Source organism: Mesorhizobium sp. LSJC269B00 (genome assembly GCF_000502815.1).
Classification (GTDB): Bacteria; Pseudomonadota; Alphaproteobacteria; order Rhizobiales; family Rhizobiaceae; genus Mesorhizobium.
Genome location: NZ_AYVN01000005.1, coordinates 295,124 through 316,668, shown reverse-complemented (window position 1 = coordinate 316,668; position 21,545 = coordinate 295,124). Strand labels below are relative to the sequence as shown.

Genomic DNA, 21,545 nt, shown 5'->3' with positions numbered 1-21,545 from the left:
GAAGTTTCCGCTAGGTCCTGCGCATGGAAGGTATGACCAAGGCGGAAGTCAGCAGGATGGACCGTGGCGCAGCCGCCCACAGCGGCCTGCCCATACGCCCGCGCGATGCCGCCACCCTGATCCTGCTCGACCGCGAGGGCGACGAGATTCTGGTGCTGATGGGCCGGCGCCATGCAGGCCACGCCTTCATGCCCGGCAAGTTCGTCTTTCCCGGCGGCCGCACCGATTCGGCCGACAGCCGCATTGCCGTTGCCACCCCATTGCTTCCGGAGGAAGAAGCCAGGCTGACCGCCGGCGTCGGCCGCATCAGCCCGTCGCGGGCCCGTGCCATCGCGCTCTCGGCCATCCGCGAGACTTATGAGGAAGCCGGCCTGCTCATCGGCCACAAAGGCTCGTTCGCAACCGACAAACGCGACTGGCAGGGCTTTGTCGAGCACGGCGTCCAGCCTTCGCTGGCGCCGCTGCGCTTCATTGCCCGCGCCATCACCCCGCCCAATCGCGTGCGTCGTTTCGACACCCGCTTCTTCAGCGCCTGGCGCAGCGATGTCGCCGTGGAACTGCCGGGTGGCGGCCCGACCAATGAGCTGGAAGAACTGGTCTGGCTGCCGCTCGCCAAGGCCAGAGAGGCCGATATCCCCGACATCACCCGAACGATCTTGCAGGAGCTGGAGACGCGGCTTGCCGGCGATCCGCGCCTGCGACCCGGTGGGTCCGTGCCGTTCTACCGGCTTGTCCGCAACCGCTTCGTTCGCGAAATTCTTTAGAGCAATTCCAGGAAAAGTGTGACGCGGTTTTCCGTCCGGAATTACGCAATATCAAACAGACAGAGTATTCAGGCATCACATGACGGTCGATACCCAGCAAGAGGGCGACGAGCGCGTACATTGGCTACCGATGATCGCCGCGATCTCGTCGATCAGCGTCGTCGGCATCGCCATAGGCCTCGGCATGCCGCTGCTCAGCGTTATTCTCGAGAGCCGCGGCCACTCGGCATCGATGATCGGCCTCAACACCGCGGTCGCCGGCCTCGCCTCGATCGCCGGCGCCCCGCTGGCCACGCCGCTGGCGATGCGCTTCGGCGTCGCCTGGACGATGATCGCCATGATCGCCGCCGGCGCGCTCGCCTTTGTCGGCTTCCACTTCGCGCCGGACTTCTGGATGTGGTTCCCACTACGCATCGTGCTGCACATCGCGCTGACGGTGCTGTTCATCCTGTCGGAATTCTGGATCAGCACCTCGGCGCCGCCGCGACGGCGCGGCCTGGTGCTCGGCATCTACGCCACCGTGCTGTCGCTCGGCTTCGCCGCCGGGCCATGGATCTTCGCCCATATCGGCAGCACCGGCTTCTTGCCGTTCGGCGTCATCATCGTCCTGGTCGCGCTGGCCGCAATCCCGGTGCTGGCCGCACGGAATGAAAGTCCCACAATCGTGGTTGACGGCGAAACCAGCAACTTCCTGCGCTATATCTGGCTGGTGCCGACAGCTACCGCCGCCGTGCTGGTGTTCGGCGCTGTCGAGACCGGCGGCTTTGCGCTGTTCCCCGTCTATGGCAACCGCATCGGCTATTCCGAGGCGGATGCAGCCCTCCTGCTCACCATGATCGGCCTCGGCAACGTGCTGTTGCAGATCCCTATCGGTATGATCAGCGACCGCGTCTCAGACCGCCGCTATCTGCTTTTGGCCTGCGCCACGGTCGGACTTGCCGGCACCATCTTCATGCCGTTCTTCGCCGGCAATTGGCACCTGATGGCGGCGCTTCTGTTCGTCTGGGGCGGCGTGGTGGCCGCCATGTACACGATCGGCCTTGCCCATCTGGGCTCGCAGCTCTCCGGCCATGAACTGGCCTCGGCCAACGCCGCCTTCGTGCTCTGCTACGGCGTCGGCATGGTGCTTGGCCCGCAGGCGATCGGCATCGGCATGGATGCCTTCGGGCCCTCCGGCTTCGGCTGGTCGCTCGGCCTGTTCTTTGCCGCCTATATCGCCTTGGTCAGCGCCAGGCTGATCCGCAAGATCTGGTAGCCTGTCCGCCGCAGCCTGCGCAATCCTGACCGGATGTCGCCCCTGCTGACAGAACCGTGTCAGGAGACCTCAGCTAAAAGGGTGTCCCAAAAAACCCGAGTTTGAGGATACGGCGATGATCGACAGCGGCTTTGAAACCACATCTCTGCGCATGACGCTTCTGCTGCTTGTCAGCTTCCAGGCCCCGGCAGCCGATGTCGACCGCATCATGGACGCCGTGGTCGCGATCGCGCCGCTGGCAATGGGCAAATACGACCGCAACGCCTATCAAACGGCGCACGGCATCGAACGCTACCGACCGCTGGAAGGTGCAGCCGCCGGGGTCGAAACCGAACTGCGCCGCCGCCCCGGCACCGTCGAGGTCTCGTTCGAGTTGCCCGACGACCAGGTGCTCGCCGCCCGCGTCGTCGAGGCAATTTTCCAGGCGCATTCCTACCAGGAGCCGGTGATCCGCATCCAGCCAATCCTCGCCAGCCGCTCCAAGGGCCTGGACGACCGCGCCAATCCGAATCGCTGGTGGAACACGACCGGGGACTGGAAGAAAGCGCTTCCAGTTAAGGAAGAAGCCTAGAAATCCGGCCCCGCTGAGGGCGAGCAACAGCGACCTTACCTTCTCTCCTTGTGGGGTGAGAAGCGGCCTCGTAGCGGACGAAAAGCCAATTGCTTGGCTTTTCAAGATTCGAACGCCCTGAGCCTCAGCCTCCATCGAGCCGGTGATAAAACCGGACAACCATGTGCTACCTAATCCGGACAACTCATGTGCTTACGACACAGGCAAGGCGTTGGGCTTGACTTTCCGGGCACGTTCTTTATGTGTCGCGCCAAGTTTCCCGCGTCCGGGTGTTTTCCCCCGCTCCAGCGGCCAAAACCCCACGAACATAACGGACTGATACAATGGCCAAAGCCGCAAACATCAAGATCAAGCTTCTGTCGACCGCCGACACCGGTTTCTTCTACGTGACCAGCAAGAACAGCCGTACCAAGACCGACAAGCTGTCGTTCCGCAAATACGACCCGGTCGCCAAGAAGCATGTCGAGTTCAAGGAAACCAAGATCAAGTAATCTGGTTTTCATACGCTCTGTCAAAAGCGCCGCCCCTTCGGGCGGCGTTTTTGATTCAAGGCCCCGAAAAGCCAGAACCCTCCGCTGTTTGGCGCGAAGTGCTCATCTCATTTTTTGGCAAAAAAGGGGGCCGGTCGGCGTATGGCAGCGGTACGAGGAGGCCACTATGTGCCAGCGCCGGCCGGCCGACCCCACGGACCCAGGAGATGCGGCGGACCTGAGCATCATGGGGTATTCGGCGAAGCGATGCGGCTGTCTACCCTCGTGCCCGCATCGCCCTTGTTCTTGCACCGCACATTTGCGCAACAATGTTTGAAAATCAATAGTTTCTTAACCAAGCCTGCCGAATCGCTTGGATTAAGGTAAATTCCTAACCCTGTCCGATTGACTGCATAATCGGTGGCCTAGCCTACGCTGCCTTGGCGACGACCCGGTTGCGGCCGCCACTTTTGGCTTCGTAGAGCGCCACGTCGGCACGTTTCATCAACGCCGCGACCGTGTCCGCGCCCTTCAGAACCGATGACACGCCGACGCTGACCGTGACTTCGATCGCCTTGCCTTCAGGGCCGATGGCAAAGGGCAGCTGGGCGATTTCGGCGCGAATGCGCTCGGCAACCTTCTCCGCCACCGCGCCGTCCGTGTCCGGCATCACAACGACGAATTCCTCGCCGCCGAAGCGGCAGGCAAGGTCGATGCCCCTGACGTTCTTGCGCAGCCGCCTTGCGAACTCGCGCAACACATCGTCGCCGCCATCATGGCCATGCGAGTCATTGACGGTCTTGAAGCGGTCCAGATCGGTGATCATCACAGACAGAGGCCGCCGCCGCGCCACGGCGCGGTCGAACAGCGTCTGCAAATGGCTGTCGAGGTAGCGGCGGTTGTGCAGCCCGGTCAATGCGTCGGTCACCGCCATCTCTATGGTCTGGGTGACGCTGGCGCGCAGCTGGTCATTGTAGCGCTTGCGGCGCACCTGCGTGCGCAGCCGCGCCGTCAGCTCCTGCTGGTCGATCGGCCGCATCAGATAGTCGTTGATGCCGAGTTCGAGGCCTCTGATGATGCGGCCCTCCTCGCCTTCGTCGGCAATCAGGATGATCGGCAGGAAGCGGGTGCGGTCGAGCGAACGCAATTGCGAACACAACCGCAGCGGATCGAAATCGGTAAAACCGGTCGAGATCAGCACGCACTCATAGGGCGCCTCGGCGGCCTGGAAGAAGCCGGCATGCGGATCGGTGGCAATGTCGAGCTCGGCGCTGCCGCGCAGCATGTTCTGGATGCGCTCAACCGACGATTTGCGCTCGTCGATCAACAGCACCTTCGGCGTGGCGTCCTCCGACGCGAAGCTGCGGCTCAACAGCGCCTCGATGCCGATGTTGCGGGTGGTCGATGCGCGCAGCCGCAGCTCGTCGGTCAGCGACTTCAGCCTGACCAGGCTCTTCACCCGCGTCATCAGTTGCAGATCGTTGACCGGCTTGGTGAGAAAGTCGTCGGCGCCTGCCTCGAGGCCGCGCACCCGGTCGGCAACATGGCCCAGCGCGGTCACCATGACCACCGGTATATGCGCGGTCGCCGGATCGCTTTTCAGCCGCTTGCAGACCTCGAACCCGTCCATGCCGGGCATCATCACGTCGAGCAGCACGACATCGACCTTGCCGTTTTCGCAGGCCTCGATCGCGTCCGGCCCGTTGGAGGCCGTCAACACCTCGAAATATTCGGCCAGCAGCCGAACCTCGAGAAGTTTGACATTGGCAGGGATGTCGTCGACGACGAGGATCCGCGCGGTCATGTCACAAGGCTCCGGCTGAAGGCATCAGGCATCACCGAGATAGGATTTGATGGTCTCGATGAAACGCGGCACCGAGATCGGCTTGGAGATGTAGGCCTCGCAACCGCCCTGGCGAATGCGTTCCTCGTCGCCCTTCATGGCGAAGGCGGTGACGGCGATGACCGGAATGGAATGGAGGTCGTCGTCCTCCTTCAGCCATTTCGTCACTTCCAGCCCCGACACTTCGGGCAGCTGGATGTCCATCAGGATCAGGTCGGGCCTGTGCTGGCGCGCCAGATCGAGCGCCTCGAGCCCGTTGCGCGTGCGCACCGTTTCATAACCGCTGGCTTCGATGAGGTCGCGAAAGAGCTTCATATTGAGCTCGTTGTCCTCGACGATCATGACCTTCTTAGGCATCGATTTCCCGTCCCGGCCAGGCTTCTGCCCGAAGCCCTGCCGCTATGCGCCTTTGTCGAAGCACACCAAACCCTCGCTCACTCTTAAGGCAATATGATTGACGAAATGCAAACCCGAAGCGGCAAAAGCCATTCGGATTCCACCTCGAAAACCACATTGGATCGGGGCTGTGGCTTGCCGCAGGCGACGCTTGCGATTACTGCGGAAAAGAGACTCATTTCCGCAACGAGAAAGTAGTGATGGCAAACGCAGCGTCAATGCGCGAGGAAGCGGAAACCATTGCCGTGAAGGCACTGGGCTTCGTCGCCGCCGACCCCGAACTCCTGCCGCGCTTCCTGGCCATCACCGGCATCGAGGCGTCCGCCATCCGCCGCGCCGCGGCCGAACCGGGATTCCTTGCCGGCGTGCTGCAGTTCATCCTCGCCCACGAGCCGACCTTGCTGCGCTTTGCTGAGGAAACCGACACTCCGCCGGCCTCAGTCGGCAAGGCGTTGCGCGCGCTGCCTCTTGGCGGCGACGACCATGAGCATTCGATATGAGCGACGATCCCGAGACGGCACGCCAGATCGCCGAACTTGCAGCCGACGACCGGCCTCTGCTGATCCTCGATGTCGACGATGTTGTGCTCGAATTCATCCGGCCGTTTCCGCATTTCCTGAAATCGCGCGGCTTCGGCCTGACGCTGGCCTCCTTCCGCCTCACCGGCAACATTGCCGAAACGGCGAGCGGCCGGCTGATCGAACAGCCGGAGGTGACGGCACTTCTCGGAGATTTCTTCGATACGCAGGCCGACTGGCAGAGCGTTACCGACGGTGCCGAACAAGCGCTTGCCAGCCTCAGCGACCGCGTCGAGATCGTCCTTTTGACCGCCATGCCGCACCGGCATCGCGCCGCCCGCCGCGCCCATCTCGATGCGCTCGGTCTGCCCTATCCGCTATTGACCACCGAAATGGCCAAGGGACCAGCGGTGGCCAAATTGCGTGGTAGCAGAGGCCGGCCGGTAGCCTTTGTCGACGACCAGCCCGCCAACCTCATCTCGGCACGCAACTCGGTTGCCGACGCCCATCTCTTCCACCTGATGGCCGACAATTCGCTGCGCGCCTTCCTGCCGCCGGTGCCGGACGACATCATCTCCGTCGAGGACTGGCACGAGGCCGCGCCAAAGATTGCTAGCGCGCTGGGACTCTGAGTTAGCCGCCCCCGAGGTCAGTGCTCAAGGCTTCGTTGCTGTCCCAGGGATCGCATCCGGATCGGCGTTGTCTTCCCCGACCGGATCAGGCCCCTTCAGCATCGCGCCGTTGACCGTCACCGACCCATCATGCCTGGCGTTGATCACCCATTCGATACGGCCGTCCGGCAGCGTCTTGGCGAATCCCTTAATCGCAAGCGCCCCTGTGAAAGCCTGCGAGGCCTCCGGGTCAGATTTAGCCGCCGCCTGCAAGGTTTCAACGATCTTGTCGTAGCCGGTTACGTTGACGGTCACGCTCGCATCCGGCTTCTTGCCGGGGAACGTCATTTCGCCCTCCATGGCGACCTCGATGTCGCCGTTCTTCACCGTGCTGTGCCCGAGAACGAATTTTGGTATCTTGGCCAGGAAATTGGCGGAAATCTCGTCGCCGAAATCTGGCGGCAGCGGTGGATCCTTGCTGAAATCGAGGGTGTCGATGGTTTTCCTGGCCATACTGTCGAGATCGATGTTGGCGCCGCCGAAATTCAGGTCGAGATCCGTCGGCAGCAACGCAACGGTCCAACTGGGCAGCATCTGCTGCGGTATTGTCAGGCCGGAAACCTTGAATGCGTAGCTGATCTTGCCGTCCTTGCTGATGCCGTCCATGCCGACAACGGTGTTCAGCTGCGCCGCGCCGAAATTGCCGGCATATGTTTCAATGGCAAGGTTTTTGAATGCGTAGGTCCCATCGATCCGTTCCCATAGCGGCAGCGCACCGAGCAGAAGCGTTTTGAACTCTGCTTGATCGGCCTTCAGCCGGGCCTCGTCCTCATGGGCGACGGCGAACGCCAAAAGATCCAGAAGCGGCTTGGTCTGAATGGCCTTAGCGGTCACGTTCACAGCGAGCTCCGGTGCCCGGAGCGCTGCGATTGACCGGTCATCGATTTTGACCGTTTCGACGAAGTCCGCCATCGCCTGTGTGAAATTAAGATCGACGCCGCCGTTGGCCGACTTCCTGGCGTCAATTTTGGAAGAGCCCAGCCCCACGCTCAAATCGGTCAATTGACTGACTTGGCGCGACGTCATCGTCATGCCCGCAATCGAACTGGTGCCGCTGGTAAATGCCGCCAGTTCCGGGTCATAGACGCCCGTGAACTTGCCATCCTTGACAACGATTTGCCCGGTGTTCAGGCCATTTGGGCCATTTACCTCGATGGACCCAGTCGTAGAGAAATCCGAGGCGACATCCCAGCCTCCGTCGCTGCGCGGTTTGACCCGCAGCGTGACGGGCGGGAAATCGAACCGCTTCAGATCCTGCTTCGGCATCTTCGCCACAAGCGCCTTCACATCGAAGGTGATCTTGTAGGCACCCTCCTCGGCTGAGATCTTCAAAATGCCTTCATTGAGCGCCTGTTTGCCGACATAGCGAGAGAGCTCATCGGAAAGTTGCTTGGCACCTTGGGCATCGACAGCCTGGCCAAAGGCAGGAGCGCTGAGGGCGAGAAGGAAAGCAAGCGGCAAGACACGGTTCACAAAATTCTCCATTTGACCAAAAAGGAACGCTTCGTTCGTCTGCTATGACACCAACCTACAGCTTCCACAGGACATCAACAAACGCCGACGGGTAATTGACTACAACACCAGCCGCATCAGCGGCCGTCCGGCCTTGCGTTCGACAAGCCGCTCGAAGCCGGCCTTTTCAAACACACGCGACGAGCCGACGAACAGCCCGATCGAACGCGAATCGCGCGACACGTCGATCGGACACGCCTCGACCAGCCGCGCCTTGTTCTGGCGGGCAAAAGCGATGCCGCCCTCGACCAGGCGGTGGCTGACGCCCCGGCCGCGCGCGCTGGCGCGGATGAAGAAGCAGGAGATGGCCCAGACGCCGGGATCTACGGCGTCGGTTGGATCGACCGGCGCCGAGCCCCGGCCCCGATTGTTCCATTCGGGCACGTCGGCGCGTGGACCGATCTGCATCCAGCCGACCGCCTGGCCGTCCTCGAAGGCCAAAAGCCCCGGCGGCGGCCCGGCCTCGATACGCGCCTTGATATGATCCTTGTTGCGCTGCTTGTCGCTGGCCCGTCGGACCGCCGGCGCCATCCGGAAATGCGTGCACCAGCAGCCGTAACAGGCGCCCTGCTTGCCGAAAAGATCCTCGAAATCCGCCCATAGGTCAGGCGCCAGCGGCGCTATGGTGGTGCTCATGAGTTCTCTCCCGGCTAACCGCTTGTGGCGGCTTCCGTCCTGACGTACCATTGCATCTGTTCTCTTTATGTTCGCAGCGATGGCGGCCCCTGTCAACAATCCCGAGCACGGTTTTTGCCGCGACTGCCTGACCTTTCAGCGCAGCGATACCAGGCGCTGTGAGCGTTGCGGCAGCCCTCGACTCACCCGCCATCCCGAGCTCTACCAGCTGCATCTGGCGCATATCGATTGCGACGCCTTCTATGCGGCGATCGAAAAGCGCGACAATCCGGCGCTGAAGGACAAGCCGCTGATCATCGGCGGCGGCAAGCGCGGCGTCGTTTCCACCGCCTGCTACATCGCCCGCATCCAGGGGGTGCGCTCGGCAATGCCGATGTTCAAGGCGCTCGAAGCCTGTCCGGAAGCGGTCGTCATCCCGCCCAATATGGAGAAATACGTCCGCGTCGGCCGCGATGTCCGCGCCTTGATGCAGGCGCTCACGCCGCTGGTCGAACCGCTCTCCATCGATGAGGCGTTTCTCGACCTTGCCGGCACCGAGCGCCTGCACGGCATGCCGCCGGCGGTGGCGCTGGCGCGCTTTGCGCAGACCGTCGAAAAGGAAATCGGCATCACCGTTTCGGCCGGCCTTTCCTACTGCAAGTTCCTGGCCAAGGTTGCCTCCGATTTCCGCAAGCCGCGCGGCTTTTCGGTGATCGGCGAAGCCGAGGCGCTGGGTTTCCTGGCCGAACAGCCAGTGACGTTGATCTGGGGCGTCGGCAAGGCTTTTGCCGCAACGCTCGAACGCGACGGCATCCGCAGCATCGCCCAGTTGCAGCGCATGGAGCGCGCCGATCTTATGCGCCGCTATGGCGTGATGGGCACCCGGCTCTACCATCTCTCGCGCGGCCAGGACGACCGCCGTGTCGATCCCGACCAGGATGCGAAAAGTGTGTCGGCCGAAACCACTTTCGACACCGACATAGCTGAAATGGGCGAACTGGTTCCAGTGCTGAGGGGATTGTCGGAAAAGGTCTCGGCGCGGCTGAAGAAGTCAGGCATTGCCGGGCGCACCGTGGTGCTGAAGCTGAAGACGCAGGATTTCAAGCTGCGTACCCGCAACCGCCAGCTCGGCGACCCGACCCGGCTGGCCGACCGCATTTTCCAGACCGGGCTCGAGCTGTTGCGCAAGGAGGCGGACGGGACAAAGTACCGGCTGCTCGGCATCGGTGTCAGCGATCTCTCGGATGACGAGAAGGCCGATCCGCCCGATCTCGTCGACGTCGGCTCGCGCAAGCGCGCCATGGCCGAAAGCGCCATCGATACGCTGCGCGACAAGTTCGGCAAGAAGGCGGTGGAAACCGGCTACACCTTCGGTAAAGGCCGCAACGCCAACCCGCCGGAGCCGATCGAGGAGTGAGACGGCTTAGATACGCTTGAGATCGATGCGGCTCGTCACCACGTTCTTGCCGGTTTTCGGATCGACGTCGGTAACGGTCAACCGCATTCCGTCGCCGCTGGTTTTCTCCACCGTCAACCGCGCCTTGCGATCGCCATTGACCTCCGCCGCCCAGCGAATGCCGAGACTGATCGCGTTCCCGGAACGGCTGCCGGCGAGCTGTGCCGGCCCGGTGCGCGACCCGACATAGACGCCAGTATACTTCGCCCCGCGGGCCTTCAGATTGGCGCTGATGGCGCGCGTCACCACGACAAGACCACGGCAATTGCCGTCAAGCGACAATGAACTCGAGGTCGCGTCGGAATTGAAGGTGCAGGACACATTCACCGTCGGTGCGTCGGTGGTGACCTTGACTGTCCCCTTGCCGGAGAAATTCCCTTGCAAGGAGCTGAGAAAATTCGCCTCGTCGGCATCGGCCGTGGCGCTTGCAGTTAGCAGGCAGCCGGCTAGCAGAAACCGCGCGAATGATTTCATCGGAATCTCTCCCCCGTTGATGTTGAAGAAACGATGCGTCCAGCAATTGGCCAATACCGGGAACCAACGCCTGCCGTTGCGTCAGGTTCCACTTCCAGCATGGCTGCAACGGGTCTGGCCCAGTCGAATGCGTCGCCTAACGGTTGCGATAGAAGTCCCGGCTTGCGACATAGCGCCTATGGCACCTTCCCCATCGATCCCCAAAGCCGCGTTCTGGATGGCGCTGTCGATCGCCTCGTTTCTGGCGATGTCAGTCGCCGGCCGCGCAACCACCGCCGAGCTCAACGTCTTCCAGGTGCTGGAACTGCGCTCGGTGATCGGCTTCTTCATCCTGTTGCCGCTGGTGATGATGAGCGGCGGATTCGCTGCAATGCGCACGCAGCGCCCGTTGGCCCATATCGCTCGCAATGTCATCCACTATACGGGCCAGGCCGCATGGCTCTATGCGCTGACGCTGATCCCGCTTGCGGTGCTCATATCGATCGAATTCACCACGCCGATCTGGACCGCGATCCTGGCGGTGACCTTTCTTGGCGAAAGGCTCTCCCGCCCAAAAATTGCGGCGGTCGTGCTTGGCCTGATCGGCGTGGTGGTCATCGTTCGCCCCGGCGTCGGCTCCATGGATCCGGGTCACCTCGTCGTTCTCGGCGCGGCCGTGTGCTTTGGCGTATCGGTGGTGTTGGTCAAGTCGCTGACCCGCACGGACAGTGTCGTGCGCATCATCTTCTGGATGCTGATCATCCAGTCGGTGGTCGGCCTGATCCCGGCGCTTTATGAATGGCGCAACCCACCGCTCGAACTCTGGCCATGGATCCTGCTGATTGCCTTCACCGGCATGTCGTCGCATTTCTGCATGGCGCGTGCCCTCACCTATGCCGACGCTACGGTGATTTCACCGATGGATTTCCTGCGCGTGCCACTGTCGGCGCTGATCGGCTGGCTGCTCTACAGCGAACAGATCGACATCTTTACAGCCGGCGGCGCCCTGCTGATCCTGATGGGCAACCTGCTCAACCTGCAGCGCAAGGCGCCAAAGCCGGCCGAGGTCGCGGCCTCGTAGCGGTCGGTCAATTCCCCTCATCCGGTATGTTGAGAAGATGCCCGCAGGCCTTGCAGTGCACGGCGTCCGGCTCATGCCGTTGCAGTCCGCACTGCGGACAGGGAAAGAACACCTTGGCGGGTCGAAAAATCGCCGTCGCCAGTCTGACGAACAGCGAGATGCCGATGATCATGGTGGCGATCGCGGTCAGCTTGCCGGCGATCCCCGGCAGCACGATGTCGCCGAAACCGGTCGTCGTCACCGTGGCAACGGTGAAATACAGCGCATCAATGTAGTTTTCGAGGCCGGCGCCGGTGCGGAAGAAGAAGGTGTAGACGAAGCCGGTGATGACGAACAGGAACGTCAACAGGTTGATGACCGCGTGGCTCGCCTCGCGCCAGGGCCTCAAGCCACGCATTTCGAAATGCCGCCACAGCGACCCGCTGCGCGACAGCGACCACAGCCGCAGGATGCGCAGGAACGCCAGATTTGCCAGCGCCGTCGGCATCAGCAGCGTCAAAAGGATGAAGACATCGACCCAGGATGTCGGCTGTTTCATCAGCCGCAACATGTCGTTGGAGGCTAACAGTCGGGCAATCAGGTCGGCGGCGACCAGCGCCGCGACGGTATAGTCGAGCCACAGGAATGACGGCTTGTCCTGGAGCACCGGCGTGGCAACGAAGAAGGCGATGATGGCGAGGTCGATGATGACCGCCACCAGTTGAAACCGGAACGCCGCCGGCGTGCGTCCGTGATAGAGCTTGCGCAGCCTGTCACGCAGCCGCGCGATGGCAGAGCTTTGCTGCGATCCGTCCTTCTCGGCTGCTTTCATCACCAAGTGCGTAACGGTCCCAGGCGGGGCCGTCTAGAGCATGATCCCAAAAAGTGGGTGCCGGTTTTTGGAAAAGATCCCGTTCCAACAAAGGGTTAGATCATGATGAGATTGCAACCGAATCTCATCATGATCTAGTGGGCCCGGTGATCGTCAGCCCTCCACCACCTTGCCGTCCGGCCCGACGAGGCGCCAGGCCGAGGCGGTGTCGTAGACGAACCGCTCCTCCGCAATCCGGTCACCACGCCAGCGCTGCAGGGCCACCTCTTCCAGCCGGCGCACGGTGCCGGCCTTGTCGACACGGTCGAAGGTCCAGCGGATGGCGACATTGTCGCCATCGACCAGGAATGTCTGGACAGGATGGGTGTGCATCTTCTCGATCCGGTCGAGTGCTGCCTGCTCATGCGCCATCAGTGTTTCCTTGCCGCGCCGCGGGACGCCGAGATTTTCCTGCATGGTGGCATCGTCATGGTAGAAGTCGGCGATCGCTTTGACGTGGCTGCCTTCGACCACCTCCTTGAGGAAGGCTTCGACGCGTTCGCGGCTGGGCATGATTGTGCGTTCCTTTGAAGTTTCTGCTCAACGCATGTGGTTCAAAGGAAGGTCAGGTCAACCACGCCCCGCACGCTGGCCCTATCGGCTGCAATGTCAGGCCCAGAGCATCTTTATGCCGTCATGCACTGGCCGACGTCGATGCGATTGCCGTGTATATCAGCGCAGCCTAGACGAGCTCGACTTCGACCACACCCGGCACCGCGCGCATGGCCGACGCGATCTGCGGCGAGATGCGGTAGCGATTGGGCAATTCGATCTCGATCTCACCTTGCCCGGCTTCCTTGATCAGCACGAAGCTGACCTGGCCCTCGCCCTTTACCGCCAGTTGGCCGGCCAGCATGCCGATCGGAGCCGCATCGCGCACGAAGATGCGCAGCGCCTTCTGGATACGGCTGGCCTCATCCTCCAGCGACTGCACCGTCTGGATGCGCAGATTGACCCCTTCGGGCCTATCCTCGGCCGAAACGGTGATCACCACCGAACGTCCGGGCTCGAGCAGATCGCGATACTGCGCCAACCCTTCCGAAAACAGCACGGCTTCATATTGGCCAGATGTGTCGGAAAAGGCGATGACGCCCATCTTGTTGCCGGTTCGGGTCTTGCGCTCCTGCTTGGTGGTGACGGTGCCGGCGAGCCGGCCCGCGGCGGCACCGCGTTTGACCGCAGCCGAGAACTCGCCCCAGTTTTGCACGCGCATCTTCTGCAGGGCCGCCTTGTACTCGTCGAGCGGATGCGCCGAAAGATAGAAGCCGACGACCTGGAATTCGCGGTGCAGCCGGTCGGCGGCAAGCCACGGATCGGTCTGCGGCAAATTGAGCGCCTGCTGTTGCGCGCCGAGCGACGCGCCGAAAATGTCGTGCTGGCCCGAAATGGCATTCTGCTGCGCCAGAGAAGCCAGCCCCATCATCCGTTCGACGCCGGCCATCATCTGGGCGCGGTCGTGGCCGAAGCAGTCGAGCGCGCCGGCCATGATCAGGCTTTCGAAGACGCGCTTGCCGACGATCTTGGGATCGACCCTTTCACAGAAATCGGCGAGATTCTTGAACGGCTTTTCGCCGCGCATGGCGACGATGTGCTCGACCGCAGCGTCGCCGACGCCCTTGAGGGCCGCCAGCGAATAGTAAATGCGGTTCTCGCCGACCTCGAAATTGCGGAAGCTGGTCATCACCGACGGCGCCACCACCTCGATGCCGAGACGCAGCGCATCCTGGCGGAAATCGGCGAGTTTGTCGGTATTGCCCATGTCGAGCGTCATCGACGCCGCCAGGAACTCGACGGGGTAATGCGCCTTGAGATAGGCGGTCTGGTAGGACACGACGGCGTAGGCGGCCGCGTGCGATTTGTTGAAGCCGTAGTCGGCGAACTTGGCCAGAAGGTCGAAGATGAAGTCGGCCTGCGGCTTGCCGACGCCGCGTTCGACCGCACCAGTGACGAAGCGCTCGCGCTGCTTGTCCATTTCGGCGCGGATCTTCTTGCCCATGGCGCGGCGCAGCAGGTCGGCTTCGCCGAGCGAATACCCCGACAGCTCCTGCGCGATCTGCATCACCTGTTCCTGGTAGACGATGACGCCTTGCGTCTCCTTCACCAGATGGTCGATTTTGGGATGGATCGAGGCCATCTCCTCTTCGCCATGCTTTCTGGCGTTGTAGGTCGGGATGTTCTCCATCGGGCCGGGGCGGTAGAGCGCCACCAGCGCGATGATGTCCTCGATACAGTCGGGCCGCATGCCGATCAGCGCCTTGCGCATACCGGCACTTTCCACCTGGAACACACCGACCACTTCGCCGCGCGACAGCATGGCGTAGGTTTCAGGGTCGTCGAGCGGGATCGTCGCCAGGTCGATCTCGATGCCGCGCCGGCGGATCAGCTTCACTGCCGTCTCCAGCACGGTCAGCGTCTTCAGGCCGAGGAAGTCGAACTTCACCAGCCCGGCCTGTTCGACATATTTCATGTTGAACTGGGTGACCGGCATGTCGGAGCGCGGATCGCGGTACATCGGCACCAGTTCCGACAAGGGCCGGTCGCCGATGACGATGCCGGCGGCGTGCGTCGAAGCGTGGCGGTAGAGCCCTTCCAGCTTTTGCGCCATATCGAGCAGCGTCTGCACGATTGGCTCCTTCTCGGCCTCCTCGGCAAAGCGCGGCTCGTTGGCGATGGCATCCGCCAGCTTGACCGGATTGGCGGGGTTCTGCGGCACCATTTTGGAGAGCTTGTCGACTTGGCCGTAAGGCATTTGCAGCACGCGGCCGACGTCGCGCAGCACCGCGCGCGCCTGCAGCGTACCGAAGGTGATGATCTGCCCAACCTGGTCGCGGCCATATTTCTGCTGGACGTAGCGGATGACCTCTTCGCGCCGGTCCTGGCAGAAGTCGATGTCGAAGTCGGGCATCGACACGCGGTCGGGGTTGAGGAAGCGCTCGAACAGCAGCGAGAAGCGCAGCGGATCGATGTCGGTGATGGTCGTGGAATAAGCGACCAGCGATCCGGCGCCCGAACCACGGCCCGGCCCGACCGGAATGCCTTGCGCCTTGGCCCATTTGATGAAGTCGGCGACGATCAGGAAATAGCCGGGAAACTTCATCTTCTCGATGATGGAGAGTTCGAAATCGAGCCGCTCGCGGTATTGTTCGACCGTGTAGCCGGAAGTGGGCCCATGCGCAGCCAGCCGCGCCTCGAGCCCCTCATGCGCCTGCCGGCGTAGCTCATCGGCCTCCGCTTTCAGCGCCACCTCATTGTCGGCGACATCGCCGCCGGTAAAGCGTGGCAGGATCGGATTGCGGGTCTTGGGATAATAGGAACAGCGCAGCGCGATCTCGACGGTGTTGTCGATCGCTTCCGGCAGGTCGGCGAACAGCCGCGCCATATCCGCCTGGCTGCGCAGGAAATTGTCCGAAGTCAGCCGGCGACGGTTGTCGGCGGCAACCACCGAACCCTCGGCAATGGCGATCAGAGCATCATGCGCGTCATAGTCGTCGCGGGCGGCGAAGAACGCCTCATTCGTGGCGACCAGCGGCAGATCATGGATATAGGCAAGGTCGACCGATGATTTCTCGATAGCGCGGTCATAACCGGAAACACGGTCCAGCTCGACATAGAGCCGGTCGCCGAACAGCGCCTTGAGTGCCAGAAGCCGCGTCTCGGCAAGATCTCGGCGATCCTCCTTCAGCGCCCGGCCGATCGGGCCGCGCGGCCCGCCGCTGAGGCAGATCAGGCCATCGCTATGGCCTTCCAGCATTGCTGACGTCAGATGCACGGGCTCGCCCGGCGGCGTCTCCAGATAGACCTGGCTGACCAGCCTGACGAGGTTGCTGTAGCCGGCCTCGGTGGCGGCGAGCAGCACCACGGCGTGCATCTCCGGACCATGGCGGCGGCGGTCGCGCTGCGCGTCGCTGGTCTCGCCGGAAAAGGCGAGATCGATCTGGCAACCGATAATCGGCTGGATGCCTTCCTTCACCGCCTTCTGGGCAAATTCCAGCGCGCCGAACAGATTGTTTGTGTCGGTGACTGCGATTGCCGGGCACTCGTCCTTGACTGCATGACCGACAACGGCGGCGACCTGCAAGGCGCCCTCGAGCAGCGAATACGCCGAATGCACGCGCAGATGGATGAACGGCCGCGCCGGCGCCTCCGGGCGCGCAGCAGCGAGCGCTGCTTCGCGCCTCAGGGGATCGCGTGGAAGTTTGTCATCCGCCATGATGTTTCAAATTGCTCGAAGGGCTTTGAGTCGATGGAGATGTATTGTCCCGGACCGGGCGATGCCAGTCCAGCACAAATGACCACCGACCACAGGCTTCCGTACCCAGCCGCACGGCTCAGAGATTGTTCGAAATTCGCACTGGCGAGTCATATGATGGTGGTTTCGAGAACCGGAGCGCAGCGGCCATTGGTCCGTGAGCACGGGAAGCGCAGAACCACCTTCAGATGGCCGCCGGAGTAGAATTTCCAAACAATCTCTAGGCGAACTCCATGATCACCGCATCGACAGCCAGGCTGTCACCCGGCTTGGCGTTGAGCTTCGACACGACAAGATCGCGGTCGGCGCGCAGCACGTTTTCCATCTTCATCGCCTCGACCACGGCCAGCGTCTCGCCGGCCTTGACCTCCTGCCCCTCGGCAACCGCGATCGACACGACCAGGCCCGGCATCGGGCAAAGCAGCATCTTGGACGTGTCCGGCGCCACCTTCTCCGGCATCAGCCTTTCCAGCTCCGCCGTGCGCGGCAGCATGGCGCGCGCCGTCACCGACATGCCTTTCCAGGCAATGCGCAGGCCGTTCGGCGCCGGCCTGATCTGCGCCGTGACCTTGCGGGCACCGACAGTGCCGCGCCAGATGAGGTCGCCCGGCCGCCAGTCGGACGCCACGGTCAGCGCTTTGCCGCCATCGACCGACAGATCGATTTCCATCGGAATGGAGATCATGCCCTCGATGATCGAAGCCTGGAGATAGTCGTCGCCGAGCTTCACCACCCAATCGCGCTTGAGTGCGCCCGAATGCGGCGCCAGCCGCCCGCCCAGCCGGTCGAGCCGGTCGCGGCGCAGAAGCTCGACCGCGGTGGCGATCGCCGCCAGCACTGCCTTTTCATCGCCATTGGGCACGATCGGCGCGAAGCCGTCAGGATATTCCTCGGCGATGAAGCCCGTCGATATCCGCCCCTCGCGCCAGCGCGGATGCTGCATCAGCGCCGCCAGGAATGGAATGTTGTGCTCGATGCCGTCGACGACGAAACTGTCCAGCGCTTCCGACATGGCGTCGATTGCCGCCAGCCGTGTCGGCGCCCATGTGCAGAGTTTTGCCACCATCGGGTCATAGAACATCGAAATCTCGGAACCTTCGGTGACGCCGGTGTCGTTGCGGATGACGATGTCGCCGAACGTGCCCTCCTCCGGCGGCCGGTAGCGCGTCAAACGGCCGATCGAGGGCAGGAAATTGCGATAGGGATCCTCGGCATAGAGCCGGCTTTCCACCGCCCAGCCGTTCAGCTTGACGTCGCTCTGCTCGATCGCCAGCTTCTCGCCGGCGGCGACACGGATCATCTGCTCGACTAGGTCGATGCCGGTAACAAGCTCCGTCACCGGATGCTCGACCTGCAATCGTGTATTCATTTCAAGGAAATAGAAGTTCTTTTCAGCATCGACGATGAACTCGACGGTGCCGGCGCTCTGGTAGTCGACCGCCTTGGCCAGCGCCACGGCCTGCTCGCCCATGGCCTTGCGCGTCCTGGCATCGAGGAATGGCGACGGCGCCTCTTCCGCAACCTTCTGGTTCCGGCGCTGGATCGAGCATTCGCGCTCGCCGAGATAGAGGGCGGTGCCATGCGCGTCGGCCAGCACCTGGATTTCGATATGACGCGGATCGACGACGAACTTTTCGATGAAGACGCGGTCGTCGCCGAACGAGCTTTTCGCCTCCGAGCGCGCCCGGTCGAAGCCGTCGCGCACTTCCGACTGGCTCCAGGCAATGCGCATGCCTTTACCGCCGCCGCCGGCCGAGGCCTTGATCATCACGGGATAACCGATCTCGCCGGCGATCTTTTCGGCATGGTCGGCATTTTCGATGACACCAAGCCAGCCGGGAACCGTCGACACCTCAGCGGCCTTGGCGAACTTCTTCGATTCGATCTTGTCGCCCATCGCCTTGATAGCCTTGGGTTTCGGACCGATGAAGACAATGCCCTCAGCCTCAAGCGCTTCGCAGAAGGCGGCCCGCTCCGACAGAAAACCGTAGCCGGGATGCACGGCCTGCGCGCCCGTCTCCTTGCAGGCAGCGATGATCTTTTCAGGCAGAAGATAGCTTTGCGCGGCAGGCGATGGCCCGATATGCACGGCTTCGTCGGCCATTTCGACGTGCACGGCGTCGCGATCGGCGTCGGAATAGACCGCTACGGTGGCAATCCCCATCCTGCGCGCCGTCTTGATGACGCGGCAAGCAATCTCGCCGCGATTGGCGATCAGGATTTTCGTGAACATCGAAGGCGTTTCCTCGGTCTTTCGTCCTTCTTATGGGCTTCGGCAGCCGGGCTCAAGCACCGCCGGCAGCGCACCCATCAAGACACTCCCTGCCCGCCAGGGCCGTGCCGAGGGGCGAAGGTTGGGCTCGCCGACGACTGGGCCAAGATTTGCGCCATATTTGGTCGCCAAATCGGGTTGAAACAGTATAAAAACCCTGAAAGCCTGAAGACCAATCGCCTTGGGAGGAATTGCCTAATGAAAACCCGCGCCGCTGTCGCTGTCGCCGCCGGAAAGCCGTTGGAAATCATGGAGGTCGACCTCGACGGACCGCGCGAAGGCGAGGTGCTGGTCGAGATCAAGGCGACCGGCATCTGCCACACCGACGAGTTCACCCTGTCGGGCGCCGATCCCGAAGGCCTGTTTCCGGCAATCCTCGGCCATGAAGGCGCTGGCGTTGTCGTCGATGTCGGCAAGGGCGTCACCTCGGTCAAGAAGGGCGACCACGTCATCCCGCTCTACACGCCGGAATGCCGGCAGTGCCCATCCTGCCTGTCGCGCAAGACCAATTTGTGCACCGCCATCCGCGCCACGCAGGGCCAAGGCTTGATGCCCGATGGCTCCTCGCGCTTCTCGATCGGCAAGGACAAGATCTTCCACTATATGGGCTGCTCGACCTTCTCCAATTTCACCGTTTTGCCCGAGATCGCCGTCGCCAAGGTCAACCCGGACGCGCCCTTCGACAAAATCTGCTACATTGGTTGCGGCGTCACCACCGGCATCGGCGCGGTCATCAACACCGCGAAGGTCGAGCAAGGCGCGACTGCTGTCGTCTTTGGTCTCGGTGGCATCGGCCTCAACGTCATCCAGGGCCTGAAGCTCGCCGGCGCTGACATGATCATCGGTGTCGACCTCAACAACGACAAGAAGGCATGGGGCGAGCGCTTCGGCATGACGCATTTCGTCAATCCGAAGGAGATCGACGGCGACATCGTTCCTCACCTCGTCAACTTGACCAAGCGCGGCGCCGACCAGATCGGCGGCGCCGACTACACATTCGACTGCACCGGCAACACCAAGGTGATGCGCCAGGCGCTGGAAGCCTCGCATCGCGGCTGGGGCAAGTCGGTCGTCATCGGCGTGGCCGGCGCCGGCCAGGAGATTTCGACCCGGCCGTTCCAGCTGGTCACCGGCCGCACCTGGATGGGCACCGCCTTCGGCGGCGCACGCGGCCGCACCGACGTGCCAAAAATCGTCGACTGGTACATGGACGGCAAGATCCAGATCGACCCGATGATCACCCATTTGCTGAAGCTGGAAGACATCAACAAGGGCTTCGACCTTATGCATGAGGGCAAGTCGATCAGGAGCGTCGTCGTTTACTAAGTGCGATCAGCAAAAGTGGCGCCCGGTTTTGCGTCCGATCGCACACCAAACGGAGGAAGAACAAGCCGCCGACCGAAGGGCCAGCGACTGAAGTTGCACAGGTTCAACAAGGGAGGAAGATAATGCCTGAGAAACTGCATCCGAAAATCGACAATGGCCTGCCGAAGGAAAGCGCAAGCTTTGCCGGCGGCACGCTGGTCTGTGCCTGCACCAGCAAGCCGGTGAAGGTGAAGGTCAAGGGCCAGATCGCCCACAACCATGCCTGTGGCTGCACCAAATGCTGGAAGCCAGACGGCGCGGTGTTCTCGGTCGTGGCGGTCGCCGGCACCGGCGATGTCACCGTGACCGAGAATGCCGACAAGCTGAAGGTGGTCGACCCCTCGGCGCTGATCCAGCGCCATGCCTGCACCGGTTGCGGCGTCCACATGCACGGACCGGTCGAGCGCGACCATCCGTTCAAGGGTCTGTCCTTCATCCATCCCGAGCGCTTCCAGGAAGACGGCTGGTCACCGCCGGGCTTCACCGCTTTCGTTTCGTCGATCATCGAATCCGGTGTCGACCCCAAGCGCATGGACGGCATCCGCGGCCAGTTGAAGTCGATGGGCCTCGAGCCCTATGACTGTCTCAACCCCGGCCTGATGGATTACATTGCCACCTGGACGGCGAAGAAGTCGGGCGCGCGGCCGGCCTGACAGTACGAGATTTCTGGCATGGGGCCGGGTAACATGCCGGCCCCATGTCCGTTTTGGAGAGATAATGCCGGCACCCGCCATCTACGTCGACGCCGATGCCTGCCCGGTGAAAGCCGAGGTCGAGAAGGTCGCCGAGCGCCATGGCGTGGTCGTCACCTACGTCTCCAATGGCGGGCTGCGTCCGTCGCGCGATCCGATGATTCGCAACGTCGTCGTCTCTAAAAGCGACGATGCCGCTGACGATTGGATCGTCGAGAACGCAAAACCCAACGACATCGTGATCACCGCCGACATCCCGCTTGCCGCTCGCACCGTGGCGCTCGGCGCGCATGTGCTTGGGCCAACCGGCCGGCCGTTCACGCCGGAGACCATCGGCATGGCGGTTGCAATGCGCGATTTGAAGCAGCATCTGCGCGAAACCGGCGAGAGCAAGGGCTACAATGCCAGCTTTGCGCCACAGGATCGCTCGCGTTTCCTGGGTGAGCTCGACCGTATCTTGCGGCGGGCTCTGAAATCCGTCACACCCGACCAGACGTGAAGCATCATCCGAG

At 62.5% G+C, this 21,545-nt stretch carries 20 protein-coding genes; 11 read left to right on the top strand and 9 right to left on the bottom strand.

Going from position 1 to position 21,545, the window contains the following annotated elements; translation table 11 throughout:
- Positions 1-23 precede the first annotated feature (23 nt).
- From X771_RS150270 to rpmG, 4 genes are all read left to right on the top strand, one after another.
- Positions 24-764 (top strand): NUDIX hydrolase, encoded by a 741-nt coding sequence (locus X771_RS150270; protein ID WP_023688314.1) that lies wholly within the window; start codon positions 24-26, stop codon positions 762-764.
- Positions 765-843: 79 nt separating this feature from the next.
- Complete coding sequence (locus tag X771_RS150275) at positions 844-2,019, top strand: MFS transporter (RefSeq protein ID WP_023688313.1); 1,176 nt, start codon at positions 844-846, stop codon at positions 2,017-2,019.
- A gap of 115 nt (positions 2,020-2,134) precedes the next feature.
- Positions 2,135-2,590 (top strand): hypothetical protein, encoded by a 456-nt coding sequence (locus X771_RS150280; protein WP_023688312.1) that lies wholly within the window; start codon positions 2,135-2,137, stop codon positions 2,588-2,590.
- Positions 2,591-2,913: 323 nt separating this feature from the next.
- A complete protein-coding gene (gene rpmG / locus X771_RS150285) occupies positions 2,914-3,081 on the top strand; it encodes a 50S ribosomal protein L33 (protein WP_006201775.1) in 168 nt (55 codons plus the stop codon).
- A gap of 409 nt (positions 3,082-3,490) precedes the next feature.
- On the opposite strand, the gene X771_RS150290 is transcribed toward rpmG, so the two are convergent.
- Both X771_RS150290 and X771_RS150295 read right to left on the bottom strand, forming a co-directional pair.
- Positions 3,491-4,864 carry a PleD family two-component system response regulator gene (locus X771_RS150290; RefSeq protein WP_023688311.1) on the bottom strand — a complete coding sequence of 458 codons (1,374 nt, stop codon included), beginning with the start codon at positions 4,862-4,864 and terminating at the stop codon, positions 3,491-3,493.
- Positions 4,865-4,888: 24 nt separating this feature from the next.
- The gene (locus X771_RS150295; RefSeq protein ID WP_023667574.1) at positions 4,889-5,260 is read right to left on the bottom strand and encodes a response regulator; all 372 of its coding nucleotides are present in this window, start codon (positions 5,258-5,260) and stop codon (positions 4,889-4,891) included.
- A gap of 239 nt (positions 5,261-5,499) precedes the next feature.
- Here X771_RS150295 and X771_RS150300 point away from each other — a divergent pair, with 239 nt between their 5' ends.
- Together X771_RS150300 and X771_RS150305 are read left to right on the top strand one after the other, a co-directional pair.
- Positions 5,500-5,799, top strand: a complete 300-nt coding sequence (locus X771_RS150300; RefSeq protein WP_023688310.1) for a DUF3572 domain-containing protein — start codon at positions 5,500-5,502, stop codon at positions 5,797-5,799.
- On the top strand, positions 5,796-6,449 hold the full coding sequence (locus X771_RS150305) for a hypothetical protein (protein ID WP_023681574.1): 654 nt from the start codon (positions 5,796-5,798) through the stop codon (positions 6,447-6,449). Before X771_RS150300 ends, X771_RS150305 begins: the two co-directional genes overlap by 4 nt.
- Positions 6,450-6,473: 24 nt before the next feature.
- Here the strand turns inward: X771_RS150305 and X771_RS150310 are convergent, their stop codons facing one another.
- Together X771_RS150310 and X771_RS150315 are read right to left on the bottom strand one after the other, a co-directional pair.
- On the bottom strand, positions 6,474-7,961 hold the full coding sequence (locus X771_RS150310; protein WP_023681575.1) for a hypothetical protein: 1,488 nt from the start codon (positions 7,959-7,961) through the stop codon (positions 6,474-6,476).
- Positions 7,962-8,060: 99 nt separating this feature from the next.
- Entirely contained in the window at positions 8,061-8,636 is a 576-nt protein-coding gene (locus X771_RS150315) for a GNAT family N-acetyltransferase (RefSeq protein WP_023681576.1), read from the bottom strand.
- A 67-nt stretch (positions 8,637-8,703) separates the two neighbouring features.
- Here X771_RS150315 and X771_RS150320 point away from each other — a divergent pair, with 67 nt between their 5' ends.
- Positions 8,704-10,032 (top strand): DNA polymerase IV, encoded by a 1,329-nt coding sequence (locus tag X771_RS150320; RefSeq protein ID WP_023688309.1) that lies wholly within the window; start codon positions 8,704-8,706, stop codon positions 10,030-10,032.
- A 6-nt stretch (positions 10,033-10,038) separates the two neighbouring features.
- On the opposite strand, the gene X771_RS150325 is transcribed toward X771_RS150320, so the two are convergent.
- Positions 10,039-10,545 (bottom strand): hypothetical protein, encoded by a 507-nt coding sequence (locus tag X771_RS150325; RefSeq protein ID WP_023688308.1) that lies wholly within the window; start codon positions 10,543-10,545, stop codon positions 10,039-10,041.
- Between the two features lie 178 nt (positions 10,546-10,723).
- Between X771_RS150325 and X771_RS150330 the strand changes: the two genes are divergently transcribed.
- Complete coding sequence (locus X771_RS150330; protein WP_023688307.1) at positions 10,724-11,605, top strand: DMT family transporter; 882 nt, start codon at positions 10,724-10,726, stop codon at positions 11,603-11,605.
- 7 nt (positions 11,606-11,612) lie between these two features.
- Here X771_RS150330 and X771_RS150335 read toward each other — a convergent pair whose 3' ends face one another.
- From X771_RS150335 to X771_RS150350, 4 genes are all read right to left on the bottom strand, one after another.
- Positions 11,613-12,416, bottom strand: coding sequence for a potassium channel family protein (locus X771_RS150335; RefSeq protein WP_023688306.1), 804 nt, complete (start codon positions 12,414-12,416; stop codon positions 11,613-11,615).
- A gap of 153 nt (positions 12,417-12,569) precedes the next feature.
- Positions 12,570-12,968, bottom strand: a complete 399-nt coding sequence (locus X771_RS150340) for a nuclear transport factor 2 family protein (protein ID WP_023667583.1) — start codon at positions 12,966-12,968, stop codon at positions 12,570-12,572.
- A 169-nt stretch (positions 12,969-13,137) separates the two neighbouring features.
- Positions 13,138-16,665, bottom strand: coding sequence for a DNA polymerase III subunit alpha (gene dnaE / locus X771_RS150345; protein WP_023688305.1), 3,528 nt, complete (start codon positions 16,663-16,665; stop codon positions 13,138-13,140).
- 259 nt (positions 16,666-16,924) lie between these two features.
- Positions 16,925-18,937: an acetyl/propionyl/methylcrotonyl-CoA carboxylase subunit alpha gene (locus X771_RS150350; protein WP_023688304.1), complete on the bottom strand. Its 2,013-nt coding sequence runs from the start codon at positions 18,935-18,937 to the stop codon at positions 16,925-16,927.
- Positions 18,938-19,174: 237 nt separating this feature from the next.
- Between X771_RS150350 and X771_RS150355 the strand changes: the two genes are divergently transcribed.
- The 3 genes from X771_RS150355 (at position 19,175) to X771_RS150365 (ending at position 21,532) form a co-directional block, all read left to right on the top strand.
- Entirely contained in the window at positions 19,175-20,302 is a 1,128-nt protein-coding gene (locus X771_RS150355; protein ID WP_023681583.1) for an S-(hydroxymethyl)glutathione dehydrogenase/class III alcohol dehydrogenase, read from the top strand.
- 122 nt (positions 20,303-20,424) lie between these two features.
- A complete protein-coding gene (gfa, locus tag X771_RS150360) occupies positions 20,425-20,994 on the top strand; it encodes an S-(hydroxymethyl)glutathione synthase (RefSeq protein ID WP_023688303.1) in 570 nt (189 codons plus the stop codon).
- Between the two features lie 64 nt (positions 20,995-21,058).
- Positions 21,059-21,532: a YaiI/YqxD family protein gene (locus X771_RS150365; RefSeq protein ID WP_023688302.1), complete on the top strand. Its 474-nt coding sequence runs from the start codon at positions 21,059-21,061 to the stop codon at positions 21,530-21,532.
- The last annotated feature ends 13 nt before the right edge of the window (positions 21,533-21,545 follow it).